The sequence below is a fragment of the Azohydromonas caseinilytica genome (assembly GCF_012927045.1).
Lineage (GTDB): Bacteria > Pseudomonadota > Gammaproteobacteria > Burkholderiales > Burkholderiaceae_C > Azohydromonas > Azohydromonas caseinilytica.
Genome location: NZ_JABBFW010000006.1, coordinates 44253 through 71053, shown reverse-complemented (window position 1 = coordinate 71053; position 26801 = coordinate 44253). Strand labels below are relative to the sequence as shown.

Genomic DNA, 26801 nt, shown 5'->3' with positions numbered 1-26801 from the left:
CGCCGTTCCAGCCTGCGGGCCGCTGCCGCCAGTGCAAATCTGTTTTTCGGATGCGTCCTCGAAAGGGCCATTCGGCCACGCCTACAGTAACGGCCCTTTTCACCTTCAAAAGCAGTTCGAACATGAAGAACCGACCGATGTTGACCCAGGACGACGTGCAAGCCATGGGCGAGGCCGCGCGCGCCGAAGCGCAAGCCAACGGCTGGGCCGTGACCGTCGCCATCGTCGATGACGGAGGGCACCTGCTGTGGCTGCAGCGTCTGGATGGCGCCGCACCGGTGTCGGCCCAGATCGCGCCCGCCAAGGCTCGCACTGCGGCGCTGGGTCGGCGTGAAAGCAAGGCCTACGAGGACATGATCAACCAGGGCCGCACCTCGTTCCTGAGCGCCCCGGGCATCGAAGGCCTGCTCGAAGGCGGCGTGCCGGTGATCGTGGATGGCCACTGCATCGGTGCCGTGGGCGTGAGCGGCGTCAAGTCCAACGAGGATGCGCAGATTGCGCGCGCGGGTATCGCCGCACTCCAGGCCGCCTGACACGGCAAGGCCTGCCATGCGCCAGCGAGGTGCCGCAGGGCACCGAGTCGGCGCATGACTGGTGGCAACTCCTTACGGGGCAAGGGGCGGTTCTGGGTGAAAACCCGGGGTCGGCTATAATTCCAAGGTTTACCCGCCAACATCCCGCCCGGCGAATTTCCGCCTCATCTGCCGCCGGTCCCGTACCGGTTGCGCACCAATATCGAGCGCCACAGCAGCGCCGGGCGTGCACACACACCGGAGTCTTCCTTGCTGCCTGTACAGCCTCCCGCACTTCTCGCACTTGCAGACGGCACGGTCTTTCAGGGCACCTCGATCGGCGCAGCCGGTCATACGGTCGGCGAAGTGGTGTTCAACACCGCGCTCACCGGCTATCAGGAAATCCTCACCGACCCGAGCTACTGCCGCCAGATCGTCACGCTGACGTATCCGCACATCGGCAACTACGGCGTCAACGGCGAGGATGTCGAGGCCTCGAAGGTCCATGCTGCCGGCCTGGTGATCAAGGACCTGCCCGTGCGCCTGTCCAACTTCCGTGCCGGACAGTCACTGCCTGAATACCTGCAGGCGCAGGGCACGGTCGCCATCGCCGACATCGACACGCGACGCCTGACGCGCGTGCTGCGCACCACCGGGGCGCAGAACGGCTGCATCGTCGCTTTCCCCGTTGGCACTGAAATCACCGAGGCGCACAAGGCCGAAGCGGTGGAACGTGCCAAGGCCGCGCCCAGCATGGCTGGACAGGATCTGGCCAAGGTGGTGTCCACGCGCCAGGCCTATGAGTGGACGCAGTCCGAATGGACGCTTGGCGTCGGCTACGGGGTCCAGGAAGCACCGCGCTTTCACGTCGTGGCCTACGACTACGGCGTGAAGTTCAACATCCTGCGCATGCTCGCCAGCCGCGGCTGCCGCATCACGGTGCTGCCGGCGCAGACGCCGGCGCGCGAGGCGCTGGCGTACAAGCCCGACGGCATCTTCCTGTCCAACGGTCCTGGCGATCCGCAGCCCTGCGACTACGCCATCGAGGCCGTGCGCGAGCTGATCAACAGCGGTCTGCCGACCTTCGGCATCTGCCTGGGCCACCAGATCATGGCCCTGGCCGCCGGCGCGCCGACCTACAAGATGAAGTTCGGCCACCACGGTGCCAACCATCCGGTGAAGGACCTGGACAACGGCCGCGTGAGCATCACCAGCCAGAACCACGGCTTTGCCGTAAAGGCCGATGCGCTGCCTGTGAACCTGCGTGCCACGCACGTGAGCCTGTTCGACGGCTCGCTTCAAGGCCTGGCCTGGACCGACAAACCCGCCTTCTGCTTCCAGGGGCACCCCGAGGCCTCGCCCGGCCCGCACGACATTGCGTACCTGTTCGACCGCTTCATTGAGCTGATGGCGGCGCGCCAGACGGAGAAGAACTGAGATGCCCAAGCGCACCGACATCAAGAGCGTCCTCATCATCGGCGCCGGCCCGATCATCATCGGCCAGGCCTGTGAGTTCGACTATTCCGGCGCCCAGGCCTGCAAGGCGCTGCGCGAGGAAGGCTACAAGGTCATCCTGGTCAACTCGAACCCGGCGACCATCATGACCGACCCGGCCACGGCCGACGTCACGTACATCGAGCCCATCACCTGGCAGGTGGTGGAGCGCATCATCGCCAAGGAGCGCCCGGACGCGATCCTGCCCACCATGGGCGGGCAGACGGCGCTCAACTGCGCCCTGGACCTGCACCGCCATGGCGTGCTGGACAAGTACGGCGTGGAGATGATCGGCGCCAACGAGCACGCCATCGAGAAGGCCGAGGATCGCCAGAAGTTCAAGGAGGCGATGACCAAGATCGGCCTCGACTCTGCCAAGAGCGGCATCGCCCACAGCATGGAAGAGGCCTGGGGCGTGCAGAAGCGCATCCAGGCCGAGATCGGCGGCTCGGGCTTCCCGATGGTGATCCGCCCCAGCTTCACGCTGGGCGGCACCGGCGGCGGCATCGCCTACAACCCCGAGGAGTTCGAGGAGATCTGCAAGCGCGGCCTGGACCTCTCGCCGACCAAGGAACTGCTGATCGAGGAGAGCCTCATCGGCTGGAAGGAGTACGAGATGGAGGTCGTCCGCGACAAGGCGGACAACTGCATCATCGTGTGCTCGATCGAGAACCTGGACCCGATGGGCATCCACACCGGCGACTCGATCACGGTCGCGCCGGCGCAGACGCTCACCGACAAGGAGTACCAGCTGCTGCGCAACGCCTCCATCGCCATCCTGCGCGAGATCGGCGTGGACACCGGCGGCTCCAACGTGCAGTTCTCGATCAACCCGACCAACGGCCGCATGATCGTGATCGAGATGAACCCGCGCGTGAGCCGCAGCTCGGCGCTGGCCTCCAAGGCCACGGGTTTCCCGATCGCCAAGATCGCCGCCAAGCTGGCCGTGGGCTACACGCTCGACGAGCTCAAGAACGACATCACCGGCGGCGCCACGCCGGCGTCCTTCGAGCCCAGCATCGACTACGTCGTCACCAAGATCCCGCGCTTTGCCTTCGAGAAGTTCCGTGAGGCCGATCCGCACCTGACGACGCAGATGAAGTCCGTGGGCGAGGTGATGGCCATGGGCCGCACCTTCCAGGAAAGTTTCCAGAAGGCGCTGCGCGGCCTGGAGACCGGTATCGACGGCCTGAGCGAGCGCTCTACCGACCGCGACGAGATCGTGGAGGAAATCGGCAGCCCGGGCCCCGAGCGCATCCTGTTCGTGGCTGATGCCTTGCGCATCGGCATGAGCCTGGACGAGATCTTTGAAGAAACCGCGATCGACCCGTGGTTCCTGGCACAGATCGAGCAGATCGTGCAGACCGAAGAGGCCGTCAAGGGCCGCACGCTGGAGAGCCTGTCCAGGGACGAGCTGTTCTTCCTCAAGCGCAAAGGCTTCTCCGACAAGCGCCTGGGCAAGCTGCTGGGCAGCAACCAGCATGACGTGCGCCGCGCGCGCCAGGCGCTGGGCGTGCGTCCGGTCTACAAGCGCGTGGACACCTGCGCCGCCGAGTTCGAGACGCAGACGGCTTACATGTACTCCACGTACGACGAGGAGTGCGAGGCCCAGCCCAGCGACAAGAAGAAGATCATGGTGCTCGGCGGCGGTCCGAACCGCATCGGCCAGGGCATCGAGTTCGACTACTGCTGCGTGCACGCGGCGCTGGCGATGCGTGAGGACGGGTACGAGACCATCATGGTCAACTGCAACCCGGAAACCGTGTCCACCGACTACGACACCTCGGACCGCCTGTACTTCGAGCCGGTGACGCTGGAGGACGTGCTGGAGATCGTCGACAAGGAAAAGCCCGTCGGTGTGATCGTGCAGTACGGCGGCCAGACGCCGCTGAAGCTGGCGCTGGACCTGGAGGCCAACGGCGTGCCCATCATCGGCACTTCGCCGGACTCCATCGACATTGCCGAGGACCGCGAGCGCTTCCAGAAGCTGCTGCACGAGCTGGGCCTCAAGCAGCCGCCCAACCGCACCGCCCGCACCGAAGAGGCGGCACTGGAGCTGGCGCACGAGATCGGCTACCCGCTGGTGGTGCGGCCGAGCTACGTGCTGGGCGGCCGCGCGATGGAGATCGTGCACGGCGACAAGGACCTGGAGCGCTACATGCGCGAGGCCGTGCGTGTGTCCGAGAAGTCGCCGGTGCTGCTGGACCGCTTCCTTGATGACGCGATCGAGGTGGACGTGGACTGCATCAGCGACGGCGAGGCCGTCATGATCGGCGGGATCATGGAGCACATCGAGCAGGCTGGCGTGCACTCGGGCGACTCCGCGTGCTCGCTGCCGCCGTACTCGCTGCCTGCGTCGCTGCAGGACGAGCTGCGCCGCCAGACGGCGCTGATGGCCAGGGCGCTCAAGGTCGTGGGCCTGATGAACGTGCAGTTCGCCATCCAGGGCGAAGGGGACAAGGCCGTCGTCTATGTGCTGGAAGTGAACCCGCGCGCCTCGCGCACCGTTCCTTATGTCTCCAAGGCCACGGGCCAGCCGCTGGCCAAGATCGCCGCGCGCTGCATGGCGGGCCAGAAGCTGTCCGAGCAGAAGGGACCCGATGGCCGCGCGCCGCGCGAAGTGGTGCCGCCGTACTTCAGCGTCAAGGAAGCGGTGTTCCCGTTCAACAAGTTCCCGGGCGTGGACCCGATCCTGGGCCCGGAAATGCGCTCCACGGGCGAGGTCATGGGCGTGGGCAAGAGCTTCGGCGAGGCCATGCTCAAGAGCCAGCTCGGCGCAGGTTCGCGGCTGCCGACGCAAGGCGCGGTGGTGATCAGCGTGAAGAACAGCGACAAGGCGCGCGCTGTCCAAGTGGCCGCCGAGTTGCACGCCATGGGCTTCAAGCTGCTGGCCACCAAGGGCACGGCTGCGGCGATTGCTGCCGCGGACATCCCGGTGAAGACCGTGAACAAGGTCAAGGACGGTCGTCCGCACATCGCCGACATGGTCAAGGCGGGCGAGATCCAGCTGGTGTTCACCACGGTGGACGAGACGCGCACGGCGATTGCCGATTCGCGCTACATCCGCACTGCCGCGCTGGCCAACCGTGTGACCTACTACACCACCATGGCCGGCTGCGAGGCCGCTACCGAGGCCCTGAAGCATCAGGCGGACCTCAGCGTGATCTCGCTGCAGGAGATGCACGCCCAACTGCACTAAACTGCGGGCGCTTCACCGTCACCCCTGGCCAGCAGGGGGACGGTTTTCCACACCTGAACCGAAACGCGCCGCGGGCGCGTTTTGCTTTTCATCCATCGATCCAGACCATGGCCACCATTCCCATCACCAAGCGCGGCGCCGAGAAGCTCAAGGAGGAGCTGCAGCGCCTGAAATACGTCGAGCGGCCCGCGGTTGTCCTGGCGATTCAGGAGGCGCGGGCACAGGGCGACCTGTCGGAGAACGCCGAGTACGACGCCGCCAAGGACAAGCAAGGCTTCATCGAGGGCCGCATCCTGGAAATCGAAGGCAAGCTGGCCGCGGCGCAGGTGATTGATCCTTCCGAGCTCGACGCTGGCGGACGCGTGGTGTTCGGCGCTACGGTGGACCTGGAAGATAAGGCCACCGGCGCAGGAGTCACTTACCAGATCGTGGGTGATGACGAGGCCGACCTCAAGCAGGGCCTCATTTCCATCAGCTCACCCATCGCGCGTGCCCTCATCGGCAAGGAAGCCGGTGATGTGGCGGAAGTGCAGGCTCCGGGCGGTATCAAGCACTACGAGATCGTGGACGTGCATTACCGGTGAGGCACATGACGACCGGTGGCGGCTTGGCTCGTTTGCGCCGGCTGCTGCCACCACTGTGGGCAGGTCTGCTGCTGTGTGTGGCGTTGGTGGCCACACCGGCTCCGTTCGCAACGCTGGAGCGTGTTCAGGCCGGGCTGGTGGTGGCCTTCATCTTCAAGCGGGAGGCTTTCCTGAGCTTGGCTGCGGCGTTGGCGGTTGTGCTCATCGAACGGCGGCGGGCGCATGCCGGTCTGGGTCCGCAATTCAGCTTTGAAATGGCGTTGGCCCTGGGAGCGCTATTTTTCACGGTGGCCGGCTACTTCGGCCTGCAGCCCATGATGGCCGCCGCACGCGCCGGGCAGAGTGCTCTGACTTTTGGACAACTGCACGCCGTAAGCCTGGTGCTTTTCGGCTTCAAGATCCTGTGCGTGTTGCTGCTGTCCTGGCGCGTGGCGGCGCCAGAGAAGGCGCCGCATTCTTGATAACGGTAGCCGCTTACTCAGCGACGCGCTTCTTGACGCTGGTGGTACGTTGTTTGGCTCGCTTGACGCTACCGCCAGGCGTGACACGCTCATTGCCCAGCACGCGCACCTTCTTGACTTGCGGGCGGTGGTTGCCACTCTTGCTGAACTTCACGATTTTGACCACCTTTGGCCCGGGGCGACGGTCCTCACGTTCGACGGATTCTTTGGGTGGGATAGGGCGCCACAGCACCAGCAGTTTGCCGATGTGCTGGATGGGCGCAGCGTCGAGTTGGTCGGCCAGTTGGCCGAGCAAGGCTTCACGCGCGGCGCGGTCGTCGGAGAAGACACGCACCTTGATCAGGCCATGAGCCTTGAGCGCGGCATCGAGTTCCTTGAGCACGCCGGGCGTGAGGCCATCGGCCCCGATCTGTACGACGGGGTCGAGGTGGTGAGCGGCGGCGCGGTGTTCCTTGCGCTGGGCCGGGGTCAGATTGATCGCAGACATCTTTACATTATCGACGCAGCATGAAGATCAAGACCAAGAGCAAGAAGGTCAACAAGGCTTGGCTGGCCGACCACATCAATGACCCTTACGTGAAGATGGCGCAAAGGGACGGCTACCGCTCCCGTGCCGCCTACAAGCTCAAGGAAATCGACGAGACGCTAGGCTTGGTGCGGCCCGGGCAAGTCGTGGTGGACTTGGGCGCTGCGCCAGGCGCCTGGAGCCAGTACCTGCGCCGCCGATTTGCGCCTAAGGCGGCCGGTGCGGGCGGTGCCGCTGTCGGTGAACTGAACGGCAGGCTTATCGCGCTGGATATCCTGCCGTTTGAGCCGGTTGAGGGTGTGCATTTCATCCAGGGCGATTTCCGTGAGGACACGGTGCTGGCGCAGTTGCACGAGGCACTGCAGGGACAACAGGCCGATCTGGTGGTGTCCGACATGGCGCCCAACCTGTCTGGCATCGAAAGTGCCGATGCCGCGCGCATTGCCGATCTGGTCGAGCTGGCCGTGGAGTTCTGCGAGGGGCACCTCAAGCCGTCTGGCGCACTGGTATGCAAGGTTTTTCACGGCAGTGGCTACAGCCAGCTGGTGGAATTGTTCAAACGGCATTTCCGCACGGTCAAGCCGATCAAGCCCAAGGCGTCGCGCGATCGCTCGGCGGAAACTTTCCTCGTTGGCATTGGTCTGAAAAGGTCATGATGTTCAGTGTCCGTAGGCGGCAGCAGGCAGGCGAAAACACCTGTGCTGTCCCGGGACAAAGCAAAAATTGCCGAACCCTTGACTGAACTAAAATTGCCCCCAATTCCGCACAGTCGCGCCTCGCGGGCGTGGCTGTGCCTGGTTTGCTAGAAGGAGCCGCGGTGAACAATCAATGGTTCTCTAAAGTCGCTGTCTGGATGGTGATCGCACTCGTGCTGTTCACGGTCTTCAAGCAGTTCGACCGCGGAGTGACGGCCGGTAACCAAATCGGTTATTCAGATTTTCTGGAAGAGGTGCGTGCCAAGCGCATCAAGTCCGTGACGCTGCAGGAAGGCAATGGCGGCACTGACATCATCGCCATTACCACTGACGACAAGCGGTTGCGCAGCACCGCCACGTATCTCGATCGGGGGCTGGTGGGTGACCTGATCAACAACGGCGTCAAATTCGACGTTAAGCCGCGTGAAGAGCCTTCGGTGCTGATGAGCATCCTTGTGAGTTGGGGACCGATGCTCCTGCTCATTGGCGTGTGGATCTACTTCATGCGCCAGATGCAGGGCGGCGGCAAGGGCGGCGCCTTTAGCTTCGGCAAGAGCAAGGCGCGCATGCTCGACGAAGCCAACAACTCCACCACCTTTGCCGACGTTGCTGGCTGTGATGAGGCCAAGGAGGAAGTGAAGGAACTGGTGGACTTCCTCAAGGACCCACAGCGCTTCCAGAAGCTGGGTGGCCGCATCCCGCGCGGCGTGCTGCTGGTCGGCCCCCCGGGTACCGGCAAGACGCTGCTCGCCAAGGCCATCGCGGGCGAGGCCAAGGTGCCGTTCTTCAGCATTTCTGGCTCCGACTTCGTGGAGATGTTCGTCGGTGTCGGTGCGGCTCGCGTGCGTGACATGTTCGAGCAGGCCAAGAAGAGCGCTCCCTGCATCATCTTCGTGGACGAGATCGACGCCGTGGGTCGCCACCGTGGTGCCGGCCTGGGCGGCGGCAATGACGAGCGTGAGCAGACTCTCAACCAGATGCTGGTCGAGATGGACGGCTTCGAAACCAACCTGGGTGTGATCGTGATGGCGGCCACCAACCGGCCTGACATCCTCGACCCCGCGCTGCTGCGTCCGGGCCGCTTCGACCGCCAGGTCTACGTCACGCTGCCCGACGTGCGGGGCCGCGAACAGATCCTCAATGTGCACATGCGCAAAGTTCCGGTCGGCCAGGACATTCGCGCCGACATCCTGGCGCGCGGCACGCCGGGCTTCTCGGGTGCCGACTTGGCCAACCTGGTCAACGAAGCTGCGCTGTTCGCCGCCCGCCGCAATGCGCGCGTGGTGGAAATGGTCGACTTCGAGAAGGCCAAGGACAAGATCATGATGGGCCCGGAGCGCAAGTCCATGGTCATGCCCGAGGAGGAGCGCAAGAACACGGCGTACCACGAGGCTGGTCATGCTCTGGTGGCGCGCCTGATGCCAAAGACTGACCCGGTGCACAAGGTCACGGTGATCCCGCGCGGTCGTGCCTTGGGTGTGACGATGCAATTGCCTGAAGGCGACCGCTACAGCATGGACAAGGAGCGCATGCTCTCCACCATCTCCGTGCTGTTCGGTGGCCGCATTGCGGAAGAGGTGTTCATGAACCAGATGACCACCGGCGCTTCCAATGACTTCGAGCGCGCTACGCAGATTGCCAGAGACATGGTCACGCGCTATGGCATGACGGACGAACTGGGCCCTATGGTGTACGCGGAGAACGAGGGCGAGGTGTTCCTTGGCCGCTCGGTCACCAAGCAGGTCAACGTCTCCGAGGAGACGATGCAGAAGGTGGACAAGCAGATCCGCAAGATCATCGACGAGCAGTACGCCATCGCGCGCCGGCTCATCGAAGAAAACAAGGACAAGATGCACGCGATGGCGCGGGCGCTGATCGAGTGGGAGACCATCGACAGCGACCAGATCGACGACATCATGGCCGGCAAGCCGCCGCGCCCGCCCAAGGACTGGACGTCCACGCCGCCGCGTTCCGGTGGCAGTGTCACGCCGCCGGTCAACCCGGACGGCACGCCCGCCACGGCATCGTCCTGACCTCGTTTTGCTGAACCCGCACGGGGCCCTTCGGGGCCCCGTGTTTTCTTTCATCTGCCCATGTACTGGTCCACCACACGCTTTCGCATCGATCTCTCGCGCCCGCAGGTGATGGGTATCGTCAATGTCACTCCGGATTCGTTCTCGGACGGTGGTCAGCATGCCGATGCGATGTCGGCGCTGGCGCATTGCGAGCAACTGTTGGCGGAGGGCGCTGATATCTTGGACATCGGCGGCGAATCGACCCGGCCGGGTTCCAGCACGCCAACTGAGGCAGAAGAGCTGGCTCGCGTCGAACCGGTGCTGCGTCACGCGGTGAAGCTGGGCGTGCCGGTGTCGGTGGACACCAGCAGTCCGTTGGTGATCCGTACCGCGCTGGACCTAGGCGTGGACATCATCAACGACGTGCGCTCGCTGCAGCGGCCCGGCGCACTGGAAGCGCTGCTGGCGAGCGGCGTGGGCGCTGGCGTATGCGTGATGCACATGCAGGGCGAGCCGGCCACGATGCAGGTGGCGCCGGTCTATGGCGACGTGGCAGCGGAAGTCGGTGCGTTCCTGGCCGAGCGGTTGACGGCGCTGCGCGCGCACGGCGTGGCCGACGAGCGCGTGGTCCTGGACCCAGGGTACGGCTTCGGCAAGACCGTCGCGCATAACCTGGAGCTGCTGCAGCGTCAGCGCGAACTGCTGGTACTGGGTCGGCCGCTGCTGGTAGGTTTGTCTCGCAAGTCTTGCCTTGGCACGGTCACTGGCCGACCCGTGGACCAGCGCTTGGTGCCCAGCGTGGCCGCAGTCCTGGCCGCCGTGACGCAGGGCGCACGCGTGGTACGAGTTCACGATGTGGCCGCGACCGTGGATGCGATGCGGGTCTGGCAGGCAGCCGGCTTGGCCGGGAGCAACTCGGCTCACTGAACTGGTGAACGACAATGCCAAGTTGCCCTGGAAAGGGCCGTGGACGCTGACGCACAAGCACAACGAGGAAAGAGGATGAGCAGGAATTACTTCGGCACGGACGGTATCCGGGGGACCGTTGGCCAATCGCCGATCACGCCGGATTTCATGCTGCGGCTTGGACATGCCGTCGGGCGTGTGCTGCGCACCGGGGCGAAGCGCCCCACGGTACTGATCGGCAAGGACACGCGCATCTCCGGCTACATGATCGAGTCCGCGCTGGAGGCCGGCTTTGCTTCGGCCGGTGTGGACGTCCTGCTCAGCGGGCCGCTGCCCACGCCCGGTGTGGCCTACCTCACACGTGCATTGCGCCTGGACCTGGGCGTGGTCATCAGTGCCTCGCACAACCCTTTCAACGACAACGGCGTGAAGTTTTTCTCGGCTCATGGCCAGAAGCTGCCCGATGCCTGGGAATTGGCAGTCGAGGCGGCGCTGCTGGAGTCGCCGAGCTGGGTGGATTCCACGGGTTTGGGCAAGGCACGCCGGCTGCAGGATGCGGGCGGGCGCTACATCGAGTTCTGCAAGAGCACCGTCAGCAACGAGCTTTCGTTCAAGGGCATGAAGCTGGTGGTGGATGCCGCGCATGGCGCGGCTTACCAAGTGGCTCCGGCGGTGTTCCATGAGCTGGGCGCCGAAGTCGTGACCATCGGTGCAAGTCCGGACGGCCTCAACATCAACGCTGGCGTGGGCGCGACCGCGCCCCAGGCCCTGGTGCAGGCCGTGCGCGAGCATGGTGCGGACTACGGCATTGCCCTCGACGGCGACGCTGATCGGTTGCAGATGGTGGATGCCGCCGGCCGGCTCTACAACGGCGACGAGCTGCTCTATGTCATGGTGGCCGACCGCTTGGCGCAAGGGCAGGGCGTGCCCGGCGCGGTGGGCACTCTCATGACCAACATGGGTGTGGAATTGGCCTTGCGTCGCCTGGATGTGCCGCTGGTGCGTGCCAAGGTCGGCGACCGCTATGTATTGGAAGAGCTTTCGGCGCGCGGTTGGCAACTCGGTGGCGAAGGCTCCGGCCATTTGATTGCCCTGGATCGCCACACCACGGGCGACGGCATCGTCAGCGCGTTGCAGATCCTGCAGGCCGTGTGCCGCCATGGCCGCTCGCTGGCCTCTTTGCTGGAGGGCGTGTCCCTGTTCCCGCAAACGCTGCTCAACGTGTGCCTGGCCGAAGGCGCGGATTGGAAGCGCAACACGAAGCTGGCCGAAGTGCAGGCGGACGTCGAGCGTGCGCTGGGCGAAGCAGGCCGCGTGCTGATCCGGGCTTCGGGCACCGAGCCCGTGCTGCGCGTGATGGTCGAGGCCCGGGATGGTGAACAGGGGCGCGCCTGTGCCGAACGGCTTGCCGAAGCCGCACGCGCCTGACGGTATCTGGAACCTATCGGTCCCGACGAGAGGCGGCATGTCCGCCTCTTTTTTTGTTCGCTTGAACAGTGCACTGGCATGTGCTGCCTCGATGACGTGCGCGTGACGTTGCCGCCATGGCCTTGGCGCCGGCGTCAGGGCGTTTCTATGAGACCGGGATGTGACAGTGCATTCATGGTTACGGCGTCACTGTCATAGAGATGTCACACAGGCTGCCTACAGTCGCGCTCATCGCTCAACTGCCTTGAGGACCCGCGATGTCGCGCCACTCCTTGCCGCTGCTGCTCGGCACCCTGCTCACCGCCGCCGTCGGCACCGCCGCCGCTCAGGATGTGACGGGTGCAGGGGCCACGTTTCCGGCACCCATTTACGCCAAGTGGGCCGATGCCTACAACAAGGGCACTGGCGTACGTGTGAACTACCAGTCGGTGGGCTCGGGCGCCGGTATCAAGCAAGTCAAGGCCAAGACGGTGGACTTCGGCGCCACCGACATGCCGCTCAAGGACGAGGAACTGGCCAAGGACGGTCTGCTGCAGTTCCCCACCGTCATCGGCGGCGTGGTGCCGGTGGTCAACGTCAAGGGTCTGCAGCCCGGGCAGTTGAAACTCACCGGCCAGGTGCTGGGTGATATCTACCTGGGCAAGATCAAGCGCTGGAACGATGCTGCGATCACCGCATTGAATCCCGGCTTGGCATTGCCCGATGCGGCCATCGCCGTGGTGCGCCGCGCCGACGGCTCGGGCACGAGCTTCCTGTTCACCAACTACCTCTCCAAGGCCAACGCCGAGTGGAAGTCCAAGGTGGGCGAGGGCACGGCGGTGAACTGGCCCACGGGCGCGGGCGGCAAGGGCAACGAGGGCGTGGCCGCCTTCGTGCAGCGCCTGCCCGGCGCCATCGGCTACGTCGAGTACGCCTACGTCAAGCAGAACAAGATGACGTACGCGCTGCTGAAGAACCAGGCCGGCAGCTTCGTGGCCCCGGACGACGCCAACTTCAAGGCTGCTGCCGCCAGTGCCGACTGGAACAAGAGCTTCTTCCAGGTGCTCACCGACCAGCCGGGCAAGGATGCCTGGCCGCTGACCGGCGCGACCTACATCCTCATGCACAAGACGCCGGAGAAGGCCGCCTCGGCCGCGGCGGCGCTGAAGTTCTTCGACTGGGCCTACAGCAGCGGCGACGCCATGGCCACCGAGCTGGAGTACGTGGCGCTGCCCGAGCCCCTCAAGGCGCTGGTGCGCAAGCAGTGGGCCGGCATCAAGGGCAGCGACGGCAAGGCACTGGCTGCCAAGTAAGCGGAAACCGTGGCCTGCCATGGCGCTGCACTTGCTGACATTGCCCCATTGGCGCGATTTCCATTTTCTGTCTACTGAAGGCGGCCACACCGGCCGCCTCAGTGCTGTGAGCCCCGACACATGACCGCTACCTTGCCGGCGTCCTCGCGTCTGGACAGCGCCGACACCATGGATTCTTTGGAGCCCGCGGCCCGGCCGCCTGCTGTGCGTCGCTTCTCGCCCTGGCCCGACCGCCTGTTCTCGGCCGCCGCGCATGCCGCCGCGGCACTGGTGCTGACGCTGCTCATCGGCATCATCGTCTCGCTGCTCATCGGCGCCCGCCCGGCCATCGAGGCCTATGGACTGGGCTTCCTGTGGAACAGCGAGTGGGACCCGGTACAGGAGCGCTTCGGCGGCCTGGTGATGATCTGGGGGACGCTGGCGAGCTCGCTCATCGCGCTGCTCATCGCCGTGCCCGTGAGCTTCGGCATCGCGGTGTTCCTCACCGAGCTGGCGCCCGGCTGGCTCAAGCGCCCGCTGGGCATCGCCGTGGAACTGCTCGCCGCGGTGCCCTCCATCGTCTACGGCATGTGGGGCCTGCTGGTGTTCGGCCCGCTGCTGGCCACCTACGTGCAGCAGCCGCTGCAATCAGTCTTCGGCGAGGTGCCGGGGCTGGGGCAGCTCTTCGAGGGCCCGCCCGTGGGCCTGGGGCTGCTGTCGGCCGGGATCATCCTGGCCATCATGATCATTCCCTTCATCGCCTCGGTGATGCGGGACGTGTTCGAAGTGACGCCGCCGCTGCTCAAGGAGTCCGCCTACGGGCTGGGCGCCACGACCTGGGAGGTGGTGTCCAAGGTGGTGCTGCCCTACACCAAGACCGGCGTGGTGGGCGGGATCATGCTGGGGCTGGGCCGCGCCATCGGCGAGACCATGGCCGTGACCTTCGTGATCGGCAACATGAACCAGCTCGGCTCGCTGTCGCTGTTCGAGCCGGCCAACAGCATCACCAGCGCGCTGGCCAACGAGTTCGCCGAGGCCGGCGAGGGCCTGCACCAGGCCTCGCTGATCTACCTGGGGCTGGTGCTGTTCTTCATCACCTTCGTGGTGCTGGTGCTGTCGCGGCTGCTGTTGACGCGGCTGAAGAAGAGCGAAGGAGCGCGCGCATGAACACCCTGACGAGCCCTGCGGACAAGGCTCTGGACGACAGGCGCCTGGCGCGCCACCGCGCCCGCAAGCGCACCAATGCCATCGCGCTGGCGCTGGCGCTGGCCGCCATGGCCTTTGGCGTGTTCTGGCTGATCTGGATTCTCTGGGAGACGCTGCGCCTGGGGCTGCCGGCGCTGTCCCTGGACGTGTTCACGCGGATGACGCCCGCGCCGCAGTCCGAGGGCGGGGGCCTGGCCAATGCCATCTTCGGCTCCTTCTTGATGGTGGGCCTGGCCACGCTCATCGGCACGCCCATCGGCGTGATGGCCGGTGTCTACCTCGCCGAGTACGGCCGCAAGGGCTGGCTGGGCGCGTGCACGCGCTTCATCAACGACATCCTGCTGTCCGCCCCCTCCATCGTCATCGGCCTGTTCATCTACTCGGTGGTCGTGACGCAGATGCGGGGCTTCTCCGGCTGGGCCGGCGTGCTGGCGCTCACGCTCATCGTCATCCCCATCGTCGTGCGCACCACCGAGAACATGCTCTCGCTGGTGCCCAATGCGCTGCGCGAGGCGGCCTACGCGCTGGGCACGCCCAAGTGGAAGGTCATCGGCGCCGTCACGCTCAAGGCCGCGCGCTCGGGCGTGGCCACCGGCGTGCTGCTGGCGCTGGCGCGCGTCTCGGGCGAGACCGCGCCGCTGCTGTTCACGGCGCTGTCCAACCAGTTCTGGAACGCCGACCTCGGCCAGCCGCTGGCGAGCCTGCCGGTGACGATCTTCAAGTTCGCCATGAGCCCCTACGAGAACTGGCAGCAGCTGGCCTGGGCGGGCGTGTTCCTCATCACGCTGGGCGTGCTCGCGCTCAACATCGCCGCGCGCGTGCTGCTGCGGCAAAAGCATTGACAAAAGCCATCGACATGAACGCCGTCGCCGAGAAAACCGTGCTCGACTTCGAGCTCCCCGCCCACGAGAAGGCCAAGCTCTCCGTGCGCGACCTGCGCTTCTATTACGGCAAGTTCCTCGCGCTCAAGCACATCAACCTCGACATCCCGGAAAACAAGGTCACGGCCTTCATTGGCCCCTCGGGCTGCGGCAAGAGCACGCTGCTGCGCACCTTCAACCGCATGTTCGAGCTCTATCCCGAGCAGCGCGCCGAAGGGCAGATCCTGCTCGACGGCCAGGACATCCTCAAGTCCGGCCTGGACGTGAGCCTCATCCGCGCCAAGGTCGGCATGGTGTTCCAAAAGCCCACGCCGTTCCCGATGTCGATCTACGACAACATCGCCTTCGGCGTGCGCCTGTTTGAGACGCTGCCGCGCGTGGAGATGGACGAGCGCGTGGAGTGGGCGCTGCGCAAGGCCGCGCTGTGGAACGAGGTCAAGGACAAGCTGAGCCAGAGCGGCGCGGGCCTCTCCGGCGGCCAGCAGCAGCGCCTGTGCATCGCCCGCGGCATCGCCATCCGCCCCGAGGTGCTGCTGCTCGACGAGCCCTGCTCGGCGCTGGACCCGATCTCCACGGGCAAGATCGAGGAGCTCATCCACGAGCTCAAGAGCGACTACACGGTGGTCATCGTCACGCACAACATGCAGCAGGCCGCGCGCTGCTCGGACTACACCGCCTACATGTACCTGGGCGACCTGGTGGAGTTCGGCCCCACGGCGGAGCTGTTCATGAAGCCGCGCAAGAAGGACACCGAGGACTACATCACCGGACGCTTCGGCTGACGCGTTGCGCGCCAGCTCATACCGACCGACCTGCAAGGACACACTGCCATGGCCGACAAGCACCTCTCCACCCAGTTCGACGCCGAGCTCAGCGGCATTTCCAATCGCGTGCTGGAGATGGGCGGGCTGGTCGAATCGCAGCTCGCGCAGGCCATGGCGGCGCTGTCCAACTTCAGCTCCGAGACGGCGGCGCAAGTGATCGCCCGCGAGGAGCTGGTCAACCGCATGGAGCTGGAGATCGACCGCGACCTCTCCGGCGTCATCGCCCGGCGCCAGCCCACGGCGCGCGACCTGCGCCTGCTCATCGCCGTGAGCAAGACCATCGCCAACCTGGAGCGCGTGGGCGATGAAGCCGCGCGCATCGCCCGCACCGTGGACAAGCTGATCAACGCCGGCGTGTCCACGCGCCTGCGCCAGCCGGTGGCGGACCTGGCCTACGAGGCGGAGCTGGCCACGGCCAGCCTGCGCAAGTCGCTGGACGCCTTCGCGCGGCTGGACACGGCGCGCGCGCTGGAAGTGCTCAAGCAGGACGACCAGATCGACCAGGAGTTCGACGGCCTGCTGCGCAAGCTCATCACCTACATGATGGAAGACCCGCGCACCATCTCCGCCAGCATCGACCTGGTGTTCGTGGCCAAGGCCATCGAGCGCGTGGGCGACCATGCCAAGAACCTAGCCGAGGTCATCATCTACGTCGTCAAGGGCACCGACGTGCGTCATGCCTCGATGGAGGCGGTCGAGAATGCAGTGCGCTGAGCCCCAATCCAGGACCGCCGTGCGATTCAGGAGCCGGCCGTGAGTGAGGTGCTGGTGGTGGAGGACGAGCCGGCCATCGCCGAGCTCATCGCGATGAACCTGCGCCATGCCGGCCATGCCGTGACAGTGGTGGGCGACGCCGAAAGCGCCGTCGCGGCGGTGGACCGCGTGCTGCCGGACTTGGTGCTGCTGGACTGGATGCTGCCCGGGCGCTCCGGCGTGGCGCTGGCGCGCCAGTGGCGCAGCCAGCCACGCACGCGCGAGCTGCCCATCATCATGCTCACCGCCCGCTCCGAAGAGGCCGACCGTGTCGGCGGCCTGGACGCCGGGGCGGACGACTACCTGGTCAAGCCTTTCTCGATGCAGGAACTGCAGGCCCGCATGCGTGCCGTGCTGCGCCGCCGTGCGCCCGAGGCGCTGGAGGCGCCGCTGGAAGCAGCGGGGCTGCGCCTGGACCCGGCTTCACGCCGCGTCACGCGCGAGATCGACGGCACGGCGCGTGAAGTCAAGCTGGGCCCCACGGAGTTCAAGCTGTTGCACTTCCTGATGGCGCATCCCCAGCGCGTGCACTCGCGCGCGCAACTGCTCGACCGCGTCTGGGGCGACCATGTCTTCATCGAGGAACGCACGGTGGACGTGCACGTGAAGCGGCTGCGCGAGGCGCTGGGCACGGTGGACTGCGCGGCGCTGATCGAAACCGTGCGCGGCGCCGGCTACCGGCTGGCGCAATGGTCCGAGACCGGCAAGGCGAGCTGAGCCCGTGCGCTACCTGTTCGGGCGCCCGCTGGGCGCAGTGTCAGCCTGGGCGCTGGGCTCGGGCGCCGGTGCGCTGATCGGTGCAACCCTGGGTGAAACCCTGCCCGGGCTCGTCGCCGGCGGCGGTGCGGGTGTGCTGCTGCAGGCGTCGCTCGATGCGTTGCGCGGGCAGCGGCTGATGCGCTGGATACGAGGCGCTCAGGACAGCACCGCGCCCCGCGATACAGGTTTCTGGGGAGAACTGGCCTACCGCATCGAGCGGGCGCTGCGCCAGCGCGAGCGACAGCTGGCGCAGGAGCGGGCTCAGCATGCCCAGTTCCTCAATGCCATCGACGCCTCGCCCAACGGCGTGTTGCTGCTGGACGGGAACGACGCCATCGTCTGGTGCAATCCGGCAGCCGCCGACCATTTCAGCGTGGACCCTGAGCGGGACCACCTTCAGCGCATCACCAACCTCGTGCGCGCGCCGGGCTTCGTGGCGCTGCTGCAGGCTGAGGAGGCGTCGGCGCAGCCGCTGCTGCTGTCCGATCTGCGCCGGCCGGGGACGCTGGCGGTGCTGCTGCGTCGCTATGGCCCGGGGCTCAAGCTGGTGCTGTCGCAGGACGTCACCGAGCGTGAACGCCATGAAGCCATGCGCCGGGATTTCGTGGCCAACGTCTCCCACGAGATCCGCACGCCGCTGACGGCCTTGTCGGGCTTCGTGGAGACGATGCAGAGCCTGCCGCTTTCCGAGCCGGACCGGGCCCGGGTCCTGGCCATGATGGCGCAGCAGACTTCGCGCATGCGCACCCTGGTGGACGATCTGTTGACGCTGGCCCGCCTGGAGGGCAGCCCACGTCCTGCGCCCGATCACTGGTTTGCGCTCGACCCGCTGCTGGAGCAGGTGCAGGTGCGCACGCAGTCCTTGTCCGGCGCACGGCATGCGTTGCGCTTCCCCGAGGTGTCAGGCATCGAGCTCGCAGGCAGCGAGGGCGAGATCGACAGTGCCCTGACCAATTTGTTGAGCAACGCGGTGCGCTACACGCCCGAAGGCGGACAGATCAGCGTCACGCTGCGGCGGTTGGACGACGGCCGGCTGGAAGTGGCCGTGCGCGACAGCGGTATCGGCATCGCCCGCGAGCATCTGCCGCGGCTGGCCGAGCGCTTCTACCGCGTGGACGGCAGCCGCTCGCGCGACACCGGCGGCACCGGCCTTGGACTGTCCATCGTCAAGCACGTGGCGCAACGCCACGGTGGCGAGCTCGGCATCGACAGCGCGCCGGGAAAGGGCTCGACGTTCAGGCTGCTGCTGCCGCCGGCCCGGGTACGGCAGGCGCAGGGTGCGCTGGATCAGCGTGCAGAAGTGGCGCGGCGGTAGATCAGCACACTTTCGTCCCGGTCGGTGGGTCGGCGCTCGCGCGCCACGAAGCGCCAGCCGGGCAAGGTCGGCACTGCGCGCGTCGTACCGGGGTCGGGCTGCAGCAGCACCGGGCAGGTTGCCGGCCGCGGACGGGCATCGACGTGCCAGCCGCCGAAATATTCCAGGCCGGCCACCGCGGCGCGCGGCATCCCCGGCGCAGCGATGCAGGCTGGGTCGTGGCCCACGTGGCGCGCGATGCGCTGTACCCACGGCCGGTAGCTGCGCGCGTAGTCCAGTGCGGGCAACCACAGCGTCATCACCAGCAGCCAGGCCAGGGCCACGCCACCGGCCGGCAGCACCAGGCTCTTCCACAGTGCTTGCGGATGGCGCGCCGTGCGCCAGCGCACCAGGGCCAGCCAGGCCAGCGTGCCCGCGGCCGCCGCCAGCAGCCGTACCAAAGAGAATTCAGCGGTGAAGCCAGGTGCCAAGCGGGCGATGTTGGCGGCTGTGCGCTCCGGCACACCGGTCTGCATGGCGACGTACACCACCCAGATCACCAACGCACCGGCGGTGAAGAAAAACACCGAAAACCAGTCGATGGCCGCACTGGCGCTGCGCCGCAGTGTCGGTAGCGCAAAGGCGGCGAGCACTGCCAGGGCCGGCAAGGTCAGCAGCAGGGCGCGGTCCGAACCGCCCAGAGCAATGCTGGCGGCCAAGCCCACCAGCGCCAGCCCCAGAGGCAGCGCGATGTGTCGCTTGAGCAGATGACGGCGCCAGCGCCACAGGGTCAACGGCACGAGCAGCCACACCGGCCACAGGAACCACGACAGCAACCGTCCCAACTGCAGCAGTTGTGCCGCGTTCGGCGTGAAGTGCCAGCGCCAGCGGACGTGCTGCAGTGCCAGCGTCAGTGCCAGGGCGGCCAGCGTTCCGATACCGGTCCAGATCGCGAAACGCCGCATGGGTGCGTCGGCCGAGCGCAGGCATACCACCGTGCCGACGAGGCCAGCGGCCAGTGCCACGTTGGGGGCGTCGCAGGCCGCCAGCAACGGCAAAGCCGCCAGTACCGCGGCGCGTGCCATTACGCCCCGGTAGGTCGCGGCGGCCAGTCCCCACAGCAGCAAGGCCATGGCAAAGAGCTGCGCCAACTCGGGCGTGGTTTCGTGGCCCAGTTGCAGCAGGCCCAGCGTCGCCATCAGCGCCAGCAAGGCACCGTCGGCCACGGCACGCGCGTAGTCCACGGTGTCGGCTTCGCCGCCGAAGGCCAATGCCACGGGCTGCGCGGCCTCGGTGCGCGCCAAGTGAAAGGCGCTGTACCAGGTGAGTGCCAGCGTCAGTGCGAGCAGTAGCGCAAACGGCAGACGCGCTGCCAAGGCGGGCTCCAGCAAAGGGGACAGCAGCGCGATGAAAGCTGCGCCAAGCCAGTGGGGCAACAGAGGGCCTTCAGGCGGCAGCTGGCCCACCAGCGGCGCCAGCCAGGGGCTGCGGCCTTCTCCGATGGCGGCCATGTAACCGAAGGCGGTGATATCGGCACTTTTCCAGGGATCGCGTCCGAAAAGGCCGGGCAGCAGATAGGCAGCGCACAGCAGCAGCAGCGGCAGCCGCGGCAGCCGCTGCACCGCGCGCTGCGTCACCAGGGCAGGAGAGGGGATATTCACGCCGGAATCATGCCGTCAAAGCAATACAGGGCCGCCCGGCGCAAGCCGCGCTCCGTGCCGCGATGCGCGGCTTGCAGGCGGCGCAGGCAGAAAAAAAGGCAGCCGAGGCTGCCTTGGGTGTCGCCGTGGCGCGACCTCACTTCTTGAGGCCGACGCGCGCGAACTTGTTGCGGAACTTCTCGACCCGGCCGCCGAGGCTGTCCACGCTCTTTTGCGTGCCGGTGTAGAAGGGGTGCGTCTCGCTGGTGGTTTCCAGCTTCACCAGCGGCAGCTCGCGACCGTCGTCGAGCTTGATGGTTTCCTTGCTCTGCACGCAAGAGCGCGTGACGAACTTGAAACCGTTGGACAGGTCCACGAAGCAGACTTCGCGGTAGTTCGGGTGGATGCCTTCTTTCATCGGAAACCTCGCTGCGTTGCCGCCAGCCACGCCACCCCATGCGGCGCACTTGGCGAAAGCGGAAAACCCGCGATTGTAGCCCAAGCCAGGGGATTGACCCGGGATTTGGCGCCAGCGCAGTGGCGCCCATGATGCGTTGCTGCCCAGGGCAGCAGGCCGTGCGCGGACACGGCCACCGCGAGCAGCAAGACTCAGCCGCCGCGGCGCATCATGTCGAAGAAGTCCAGGTTGTTCTTGGTGGACTTCATCTTGTCGAGGATGAACTCCATCGCCTCGATTTCGTCCATCGGGTAGAGCAGCTTCCGCAGAATCCAGCTCTTTTGCAGGATCTCGGGCTTGAGCAGCAACTCTTCGCGCCGCGTGCCGCTCTTGTTGAGCAGGATCGAGGGGTAGACGCGCTTCTCGGCCATGCGGCGGTCCAGATGGATCTCGCAGTTGCCCGTGCCCTTGAACTCCTCGTAGATCACCTCGTCCATGCGGCTGCCGGTGTCGATGAGCGCGGTGCCGATGATGGTGAGCGAGCCGCCTTCCTCGACATTGCGTGCCGCGCCGAAGAAGCGCTTGGGCCGCTGCAGCGCGTTGGCGTCCACGCCGCCGGTGAGCACCTTGCCGGAAGAGGGCAGCACGTTGTTGTAGGCGCGGGCCAGACGGGTGATGGAATCCAGCAGGATCACCACGTCCTTCTTGAGCTCCACCAGACGCTTGGCGCGCTCGATCACCATTTCGGCCACCTGCACATGGCGCGCTGCAGGCTCATCGAAGGTGGAGCTGATGACCTCGCCGCGCACCGTGCGCTGCATTTCGGTCACTTCTTCAGGACGCTCGTCCACCAGCAGCACGATGAGGTGCACGTCGGGATGGTTCGCGACGATGGCGTGCGCCAAGTGCTGCATCATGACCGTCTTGCCGCTCTTGGGCGGCGCCACCAGCAGCGCCCGCTGGCCTTTGCCGATGGGAGCGATGAGGTCAATGATGCGGCTGGTGATGTTTTCTTCGTTGTTCTTGATATCGCGTTCGAGCCTGAACTGTTCCTTGGGGAACAGCGGCGTCAGGTTCTCAAACATGATCTTGTGCTTGTTCTCCTCCGGCGTCAGGCCGTTGACACGGTCTACCTTCACCAGCGCGAAGTAGCGCTCGCCATCCTTGGGCACGCGCACCTCGCCTTCGATCATGTCGCCGGTATGGAGATTGAAGCGGCGGATCTGGCTCGGGCTGAGGTAGATGTCGTCGGTCGACGCCATGTAGCTGGTGTCGATCGAGCGCAGAAAGCCGAAGCCATCAGGCAGCACCTCCAGCACACCGTCGCCGAAGACCTGCTCACCAGCCTTGGCGCGCTTTTTCATGATTGCGAACATCAGCTCCTGCTTGCGCATGCGAGCGACGTTGTCAATCTCCAGTGCCTCGCCCATCTTGATGAGCTCGGACACGTGCAGCGCTTTCAGTTCGGACAGATGCATGGAAGGCAAACCCTGGGAGGGGAGGGGCACGCTTCCTTGCCATGGGAGCATGCCGGGTCACTACGGCTCTAAAGGCCCTTGTCGGGCGGCACCAACCCGCGAGACGCGGCAAAGACAGGACATGCGCGGGGGGTTGGGAGCCGAATTCACGCGCCACAAGCCGCCGAAGCGGCTGAGGGCGTGATGGCAATTTGGGCGCTGCGGAGGCCGCCTGTGGCCAGTTTTAACAGTTGCTGTGCTGGCAGCTTCAGGCAAGCTTGGTTCGCAACAATTTTGAAATTATAGATTAGCGTCCAAGAACGCCGTCAACTGGGCTTTGGAAAGCGCGCCGACTTTGGTGGCCGCAACTTGACCATGCTTGAACAGCATCAACGTCGGAATGCCGCGGATGCCGTACTTGGCCGGCACATCGCGGTTTTCGTCCACGTTGAGCTTGGCGACCTGCAACTTTTCGCCGTAAGTCTGGGCCACCTCATCCAGGATAGGGGCAATCATCTTGCAGGGTCCGCACCACTCGGCCCAGTAATCGACGAGCACGGGCTTGTCGGCGTTCAGTACGTCACCTGCAAAGGAGGCGTCGGAAATGTGTTTGATCAGTTCGCTGCTCATGATGGGTTCGCATGCGCCCACCGGAACAGCCAGCGGCGCGGTGCGTGATAGCGGTGGGCTGTCGATTCTGACACAAAGCCCCAGGCAGGCCAGGCCATCGGCGTACTCCAGAACGCCTCATGTCCGCGGCCTGCAGTTGAAATCTGGCTTGAAATGCGGAGCAATCTGTAATCTGTCCGAGCCACAACACGAAAAACTGCAGCGCGAAGCTATAACAGTTTGATGCTTAGGAAGATCGAGGCAAAGTCGAAGGCGCGGTGAGCACTGCCCTCTGCAGTGGCAGGCATGCCCTACCGCTGACTGACTGCCGTTTACACCCGTTGTTGCCGAGACAATTGAATGCAAACGGCCAGAGGTTTGCAAACAAAGAGGGGGTTGACGAGCCTTACCCCCGGCACTGGTCACAACGGTTGGGGCTGCTTCGTTCCCGACCTGACCCGGTTCGCCGCGCTTCCATGCGAGGAGGCCCGTCAGCGTGCATTGTAGCCTACCCAGCCGCCCCGCCCTGACGCGGGGTACAGCAGTCGCGCCGCCGGCTGCGCGGCGCGTTGCTGGAGCAGTGCTCAGCGCAGCTGCAGATCGTCGTCACCAAAGCGAATGCCCAGCGGCTCGATCAGCAGCTGCTTGTCGCCTTCTTCGACACGGCCGGCCACCAGTGCCGGGATACCCTGGCTTTGGGCGATTTCCGCCGTGCGTTGCGCATCCTCGGCGCGCACGAACAGGGCAAAGCCGGCGCCCATGTTGAGCGTGCTGTAGGCCTCGCGATCGTCGTGACCCGCATGTTGCGCAATGAACTTGAGCACCTCCGGCACCTCGGGCACGGCATCGATGCGGTAGGTGAAGCGCGCGGGGTGGCGCAGCAGCTTGCGCCAGCCGTGGCCGGTGATGTTGGCGCAGTAGTGCGGCGTGATGCCGGCCTTGTAGAGCGCTTCGGTCACTGGCGAGTACAGCGTGGTGGGCGCCAGCAGCGCTTCGCCATAGGTCTGACCGCTGGTCAGCGGCGTGAGGTAACCCTGCGGCAGCCGTTCGGTGAGCTTGCGCGCCAGGCTCAGGCCATTGGCGTGGATGCCGCTGGAGGCGAGCAGCACGATGGCGTCACCGGCGGCGAGCTTGTCGCCCACCGACAGCCGCTCCTTGGGATTGATCAGGCCGGTGCAGGACGCGGCCAGGTCGATGCGGCCAGCCTCGACGATGCCCGCCAGCGCCGGCGTCTCGCCGCCGCCCCAGGCCACGCCGCAGGTGTCGCAGGCCGCCTTCCAGCCGGCCACGAGCGCCTGCGCGCGCTGCGCGTCGCCGAACCAGTCGCTGCCGCCGGCGGCCCAGTAGGCCTGCACCACCAGCGGCGTGGCGCCGACCGTGATGAGGTCGTTCACCGCCATGGCGATGGTGTCCTGGGCGATGCCCTCGTAGAAGCTGCGGCCGGTGAGCTGGGCCATCTCGTCGGCCACCAGCGCCTTGGAGCCCAGGCACTCGACGATGCTGGCGATGTAGAAGGGGCCGACATCGACCACGTAGGCCGATTCGCCGCGCGAGGCGGCCACTTCGGCGAAGCCATGCGCGGCCACATGCTGCGCCGTGGCGGCGGCGGCGCGCTGGGCGCTGACCTTGAGCGGGTCGATGAGGTCGTAGTTCACGCCCGCCTGTTCGTAGCTCAGGGGTGCGGCGGTGTTGTCGGAAGAAGAGGGCGTTTGGGCGTTCATGGGGGCGGATTATCGGCCAGCGTCCCGGGGCGCCCTTGCGGCGCGCGCTGCCGGCAGGGCCGCCGGGCGGGTGCGGCGCGCCCCGTAGAATCGCCGGATGTCCTACGTGGTCCTTGCCCGCAAATACCGCCCGCGCAGTTTCGACCAGATGGTCGGCCAGGCGCATGTGGTGCAGGCGTTGACCAACGCGCTGCAGCAGCAGCGCCTGCATCACGCCTATCTCTTCACCGGCACGCGCGGCGTGGGCAAGACCACCGTCTCGCGCATCCTCGCCAAGAGCCTCAACTGCACCGGCCCCGACGGCACGGGCGGCATCACCGCGCACCCGTGCGGCGTGTGCACCGCCTGCACCGAGATCGATGCCGACCGCTACATCGACTACGTCGAGCTCGACGCCGCCAGCAACCGCAGCATCGACGAGATCCGCGACCTCATCGAGCGCGCCGCCTACAAGCCCAGCGTCGGCCGCTTCAAGGTCTTCATGATCGACGAGGCGCACCAACTCACGCGCGATGCCTTCAACGCGCTGCTCAAGACGCTGGAGGAGCCGCCGGAGTACCTGAAATTCGTCCTGGCCACCACCGACCCGGACAAGATGCTGCCCACGGTGCTCAGCCGCTGCCTGCAGTTCAACCTGCGGCCCATGGCGCCCGAGACCGTGCACGAGCACCTGCTCAATGTGCTGCAGGCCGAGGGGGTGCCCTTCGACGCGCCCTCGCTGCGGCTGCTGTCGCGCGCGGCGCGCGGCTCCATGCGCGACGCGCTCTCGCTCACCGACCAGGCCATCGCCTATGGCGGCGGTGCGCTGGCCGACGACACCGTGCGCGCGATGCTGGGCAGCGTGGACCGCGGCGATGCGGCCTCGCTGGTGCGTGCGCTGGCGCAGCGTGACGGGACCTCGGTGCTGGCGGGCGTGCAGGCGCTGCGCGAGCGTGGGCTCTCCGCCGCTGCGACGCTGGAGGAGATGGCCACGCTGCTGCAGCAGGTCGCCGTCGCGCAGATGGTGCCCGGCGCGCTGGACGAGACCGATCCCGACACGGGCGGCGCCGTCGAGCTGGCCGCACTGATGCCGCCCGACGAGACGCAGCTGCTCTACAGCATCGCGCTGCATGGCCGTGCCGAGCTGAGCCTGGCGCCCGACGAGTACGCCGGGCTGACCATGGTGCTGCTGCGGCTGCTGGCTTTCCCGTCAGCCGGCGGCGCGCCGCAGGGTGTGGGCCGGCCGCAGCCGGTGCGCACCGCGGCCGCCGCTGTGCCGGTGGCGGCGCCGGCAGCGCAGCCGATGGCCCCTGCCGCCGCACTGCGGCCCTCGCCCTCCCAGTCGGTGGCGCCGTTGGCGGTTGCCGGCGCGGCCGCCACGATCCGGACTCCCGTGCCGCCGCCGGTGCGGCCGGAGCGCACAGCCGTCCCGCCCCCCACGCGTGCCGAAAGCGCTGCGGCACCCGCTGCGCCAGCGCGTCCCTTGTCTGCCCCGGCACGTCCGCCCGCATCGGCCGCGGCCGAGGTGGCGCCATCACGGCCCGCTCCGGCACCTGCGGCACGGCCACCGGCGCCGGCAGCTGCCCGCTCGCCCTCGGCTGCCCTGCAGGAGCCGCCGTCCTGGCATGACGAGGTACCGCCCTGGGATGACGAGCCCGGCGGCTGGCAGCCGGGCGCGGCGCCGGAGACGGAACCGGCCGATTTCCCGTTGGCCGACGAGCCCGCATTGGCTGTCCCGGCCGCATCGCCGGCTCGGCCGCAGGCTGCGGTCGAAGCGGCGCCCGAGTTGGCGCCCACCGTGCTGGGCGAGCGTTGGACGGGCGTCGTGCAGCAGTTGCGTTTGGTAGCGCTGGTGCGCGAGCTGGCGATGCAGGCCGAGTTGGTGGCGGTGGAAGAGGCCGACGCGCCGCTGTGGCGGCTGCGCGTGGAGCGCGAGTCGCTGCGCAACCCGGCGCTGTGCGAGAAGCTACAGACGGCGCTGCGCGAGGTGGTACACCCCGCGCTGCGCCTGGAGGTGGAGGCCGGCAAGGCGCAGGACTCTCCCGCGCTGCGCGAAGCTGCCGAGCGCGACCGCCGCCAGCGCCAGGCCGAGCGCATCATCCAGGACGACCCGCTGGTGCAGCAGATGCTCCAGCGTTATCCCACGGCACGCATCGTGCCGGGGTCAATCAAACCGAACTGAAACGAGGA

23 protein-coding genes and 1 other RNA gene are annotated in these 26801 nt (G+C 66.5%); 17 read left to right on the top strand and 7 right to left on the bottom strand.

Going from position 1 to position 26801, the window contains the following annotated elements:
• The first annotated feature begins 122 nt into the window (after nt 1–122).
• From HHL10_RS10505 to HHL10_RS10485, 5 genes are all read left to right on the top strand, one after another.
• On the top strand, nt 123–533 hold the full coding sequence (locus HHL10_RS10505; RefSeq protein WP_169160322.1) for a GlcG/HbpS family heme-binding protein: 411 nt from the start codon (nt 123–125) through the stop codon (nt 531–533).
• A gap of 249 nt (nt 534–782) precedes the next feature.
• Nucleotides 783–1949, top strand: a complete 1167-nt coding sequence (gene carA, locus HHL10_RS10500; protein ID WP_169160321.1) for a glutamine-hydrolyzing carbamoyl-phosphate synthase small subunit — start codon at nt 783–785, stop codon at nt 1947–1949.
• A gap of 1 nt (nt 1950) precedes the next feature.
• Nucleotides 1951–5205, top strand: coding sequence for a carbamoyl-phosphate synthase large subunit (carB, locus tag HHL10_RS10495; protein WP_169160320.1), 3255 nt, complete (start codon nt 1951–1953; stop codon nt 5203–5205).
• 107 nt (nt 5206–5312) lie between these two features.
• A complete protein-coding gene (gene greA, locus HHL10_RS10490; protein ID WP_169160319.1) occupies nt 5313–5789 on the top strand; it encodes a transcription elongation factor GreA in 477 nt (158 codons plus the stop codon).
• A 5-nt stretch (nt 5790–5794) separates the two neighbouring features.
• On the top strand, nt 5795–6250 hold the full coding sequence (locus HHL10_RS10485; RefSeq protein ID WP_169160318.1) for a DUF4149 domain-containing protein: 456 nt from the start codon (nt 5795–5797) through the stop codon (nt 6248–6250).
• 13 nt (nt 6251–6263) lie between these two features.
• Here HHL10_RS10485 and HHL10_RS10480 read toward each other — a convergent pair whose 3' ends face one another.
• Nucleotides 6264–6737 (bottom strand): YhbY family RNA-binding protein, encoded by a 474-nt coding sequence (locus HHL10_RS10480; protein ID WP_169160317.1) that lies wholly within the window; start codon nt 6735–6737, stop codon nt 6264–6266.
• 20 nt (nt 6738–6757) lie between these two features.
• Between HHL10_RS10480 and HHL10_RS10475 the strand changes: the two genes are divergently transcribed.
• The 11 genes from HHL10_RS10475 to phoR all read left to right on the top strand — a co-directional run bounded on the left by HHL10_RS10475 (nt 6758) and on the right by phoR (nt 18829).
• Complete coding sequence (locus HHL10_RS10475) at nt 6758–7432, top strand: RlmE family RNA methyltransferase (RefSeq protein ID WP_169160316.1); 675 nt, start codon at nt 6758–6760, stop codon at nt 7430–7432.
• A 161-nt stretch (nt 7433–7593) separates the two neighbouring features.
• Nucleotides 7594–9504 (top strand): ATP-dependent zinc metalloprotease FtsH, encoded by a 1911-nt coding sequence (ftsH, locus tag HHL10_RS10470; RefSeq protein ID WP_169160315.1) that lies wholly within the window; start codon nt 7594–7596, stop codon nt 9502–9504.
• A gap of 60 nt (nt 9505–9564) precedes the next feature.
• Complete coding sequence (gene folP, locus HHL10_RS10465; protein WP_169160314.1) at nt 9565–10413, top strand: dihydropteroate synthase; 849 nt, start codon at nt 9565–9567, stop codon at nt 10411–10413.
• A gap of 75 nt (nt 10414–10488) precedes the next feature.
• A complete protein-coding gene (gene glmM / locus HHL10_RS10460) occupies nt 10489–11820 on the top strand; it encodes a phosphoglucosamine mutase (RefSeq protein ID WP_169160313.1) in 1332 nt (443 codons plus the stop codon).
• A 257-nt stretch (nt 11821–12077) separates the two neighbouring features.
• Nucleotides 12078–13112: a phosphate ABC transporter substrate-binding protein PstS gene (gene pstS, locus HHL10_RS10455; protein ID WP_169160312.1), complete on the top strand. Its 1035-nt coding sequence runs from the start codon at nt 12078–12080 to the stop codon at nt 13110–13112.
• A gap of 120 nt (nt 13113–13232) precedes the next feature.
• The gene (gene pstC, locus HHL10_RS10450) at nt 13233–14258 is read left to right on the top strand and encodes a phosphate ABC transporter permease subunit PstC (RefSeq protein WP_169160311.1); all 1026 of its coding nucleotides are present in this window, start codon (nt 13233–13235) and stop codon (nt 14256–14258) included.
• Nucleotides 14255–15139 carry a phosphate ABC transporter permease PstA gene (pstA, locus tag HHL10_RS10445; RefSeq protein WP_169160310.1) on the top strand — a complete coding sequence of 295 codons (885 nt, stop codon included), beginning with the start codon at nt 14255–14257 and terminating at the stop codon, nt 15137–15139. The genes pstC and pstA overlap by 4 nt, the downstream gene beginning before the upstream one ends.
• Nucleotides 15140–15153: 14 nt before the next feature.
• The gene (gene pstB / locus HHL10_RS10440; protein ID WP_169160309.1) at nt 15154–15960 is read left to right on the top strand and encodes a phosphate ABC transporter ATP-binding protein PstB; all 807 of its coding nucleotides are present in this window, start codon (nt 15154–15156) and stop codon (nt 15958–15960) included.
• Nucleotides 15961–16008: 48 nt separating this feature from the next.
• A complete protein-coding gene (gene phoU, locus HHL10_RS10435) occupies nt 16009–16716 on the top strand; it encodes a phosphate signaling complex protein PhoU (protein ID WP_169160308.1) in 708 nt (235 codons plus the stop codon).
• Nucleotides 16717–16755: 39 nt separating this feature from the next.
• Nucleotides 16756–17472, top strand: a complete 717-nt coding sequence (gene phoB, locus HHL10_RS10430; protein ID WP_169160307.1) for a phosphate regulon transcriptional regulator PhoB — start codon at nt 16756–16758, stop codon at nt 17470–17472.
• Nucleotides 17473–17476: 4 nt separating this feature from the next.
• Nucleotides 17477–18829, top strand: coding sequence for a phosphate regulon sensor histidine kinase PhoR (phoR, locus tag HHL10_RS10425; protein WP_169160306.1), 1353 nt, complete (start codon nt 17477–17479; stop codon nt 18827–18829).
• On the opposite strand, the gene HHL10_RS10420 is transcribed toward phoR, so the two are convergent.
• The 6 genes from HHL10_RS10420 to HHL10_RS10395 all read right to left on the bottom strand — a co-directional run bounded on the left by HHL10_RS10420 (nt 18802) and on the right by HHL10_RS10395 (nt 24632).
• On the bottom strand, nt 18802–20469 hold the full coding sequence (locus HHL10_RS10420; RefSeq protein ID WP_169160305.1) for a hypothetical protein: 1668 nt from the start codon (nt 20467–20469) through the stop codon (nt 18802–18804). The two genes, phoR and HHL10_RS10420, sit on opposite strands and share 28 nt — an antisense overlap.
• Before the next feature lie 136 nt (nt 20470–20605).
• Complete coding sequence (locus tag HHL10_RS10415; protein WP_157272205.1) at nt 20606–20866, bottom strand: type B 50S ribosomal protein L31; 261 nt, start codon at nt 20864–20866, stop codon at nt 20606–20608.
• Between the two features lie 191 nt (nt 20867–21057).
• A complete protein-coding gene (gene rho / locus HHL10_RS10410; RefSeq protein ID WP_169160304.1) occupies nt 21058–22323 on the bottom strand; it encodes a transcription termination factor Rho in 1266 nt (421 codons plus the stop codon).
• A gap of 279 nt (nt 22324–22602) precedes the next feature.
• Nucleotides 22603–22932, bottom strand: a complete 330-nt coding sequence (gene trxA / locus HHL10_RS10405) for a thioredoxin TrxA (protein ID WP_169160303.1) — start codon at nt 22930–22932, stop codon at nt 22603–22605.
• 374 nt (nt 22933–23306) lie between these two features.
• An RNA gene (gene ffs, locus HHL10_RS10400) (signal recognition particle sRNA small type) lies at nt 23307–23404 on the bottom strand.
• 91 nt (nt 23405–23495) lie between these two features.
• On the bottom strand, nt 23496–24632 hold the full coding sequence (locus HHL10_RS10395; protein WP_169160302.1) for an AIR synthase-related protein: 1137 nt from the start codon (nt 24630–24632) through the stop codon (nt 23496–23498).
• 97 nt (nt 24633–24729) lie between these two features.
• On the opposite strand from HHL10_RS10395, the gene dnaX reads away from it, so the two are divergent.
• Nucleotides 24730–26793 carry a DNA polymerase III subunit gamma/tau gene (gene dnaX / locus HHL10_RS10390; RefSeq protein ID WP_169160301.1) on the top strand — a complete coding sequence of 688 codons (2064 nt, stop codon included), beginning with the start codon at nt 24730–24732 and terminating at the stop codon, nt 26791–26793.
• The last annotated feature ends 8 nt before the right edge of the window (nt 26794–26801 follow it).

What these genes read in the sequence shown, in the direction of transcription:
- HHL10_RS10505 (WP_169160322.1), top strand. Translation starts at nt 123, where the DNA reads ATGAAGAACCGACCGATGTTGACCCAGGACGACGTGCAAGCCATGGGC.
- carB (WP_169160320.1), top strand. Translation starts at nt 1,951, where the DNA reads ATGCCCAAGCGCACCGACATCAAGAGCGTCCTCATCATCGGCGCCGGC.
- greA (WP_169160319.1), top strand. Translation starts at nt 5,313, where the DNA reads ATGGCCACCATTCCCATCACCAAGCGCGGCGCCGAGAAGCTCAAGGAG.
- HHL10_RS10485 (WP_169160318.1), top strand. Translation starts at nt 5,795, where the DNA reads ATGACGACCGGTGGCGGCTTGGCTCGTTTGCGCCGGCTGCTGCCACCA.
- HHL10_RS10480 (WP_169160317.1), bottom strand. Translation starts at nt 6,737, where the DNA reads ATGTCTGCGATCAATCTGACCCCGGCCCAGCGCAAGGAACACCGCGCC.
- HHL10_RS10475 (WP_169160316.1), top strand. Translation starts at nt 6,758, where the DNA reads ATGAAGATCAAGACCAAGAGCAAGAAGGTCAACAAGGCTTGGCTGGCC.
- folP (WP_169160314.1), top strand. Translation starts at nt 9,565, where the DNA reads ATGTACTGGTCCACCACACGCTTTCGCATCGATCTCTCGCGCCCGCAG.
- glmM (WP_169160313.1), top strand. Translation starts at nt 10,489, where the DNA reads ATGAGCAGGAATTACTTCGGCACGGACGGTATCCGGGGGACCGTTGGC.
- pstS (WP_169160312.1), top strand. Translation starts at nt 12,078, where the DNA reads ATGTCGCGCCACTCCTTGCCGCTGCTGCTCGGCACCCTGCTCACCGCC.
- pstC (WP_169160311.1), top strand. Translation starts at nt 13,233, where the DNA reads ATGACCGCTACCTTGCCGGCGTCCTCGCGTCTGGACAGCGCCGACACC.
- pstA (WP_169160310.1), top strand. Translation starts at nt 14,255, where the DNA reads ATGAACACCCTGACGAGCCCTGCGGACAAGGCTCTGGACGACAGGCGC.
- pstB (WP_169160309.1), top strand. Translation starts at nt 15,154, where the DNA reads ATGAACGCCGTCGCCGAGAAAACCGTGCTCGACTTCGAGCTCCCCGCC.
- phoU (WP_169160308.1), top strand. Translation starts at nt 16,009, where the DNA reads ATGGCCGACAAGCACCTCTCCACCCAGTTCGACGCCGAGCTCAGCGGC.
- HHL10_RS10415 (WP_157272205.1), bottom strand. Translation starts at nt 20,866, where the DNA reads ATGAAAGAAGGCATCCACCCGAACTACCGCGAAGTCTGCTTCGTGGAC.
- rho (WP_169160304.1), bottom strand. Translation starts at nt 22,323, where the DNA reads ATGCATCTGTCCGAACTGAAAGCGCTGCACGTGTCCGAGCTCATCAAG.
- trxA (WP_169160303.1), bottom strand. Translation starts at nt 22,932, where the DNA reads ATGAGCAGCGAACTGATCAAACACATTTCCGACGCCTCCTTTGCAGGT.
- HHL10_RS10395 (WP_169160302.1), bottom strand. Translation starts at nt 24,632, where the DNA reads ATGAACGCCCAAACGCCCTCTTCTTCCGACAACACCGCCGCACCCCTG.
- dnaX (WP_169160301.1), top strand. Translation starts at nt 24,730, where the DNA reads ATGTCCTACGTGGTCCTTGCCCGCAAATACCGCCCGCGCAGTTTCGAC.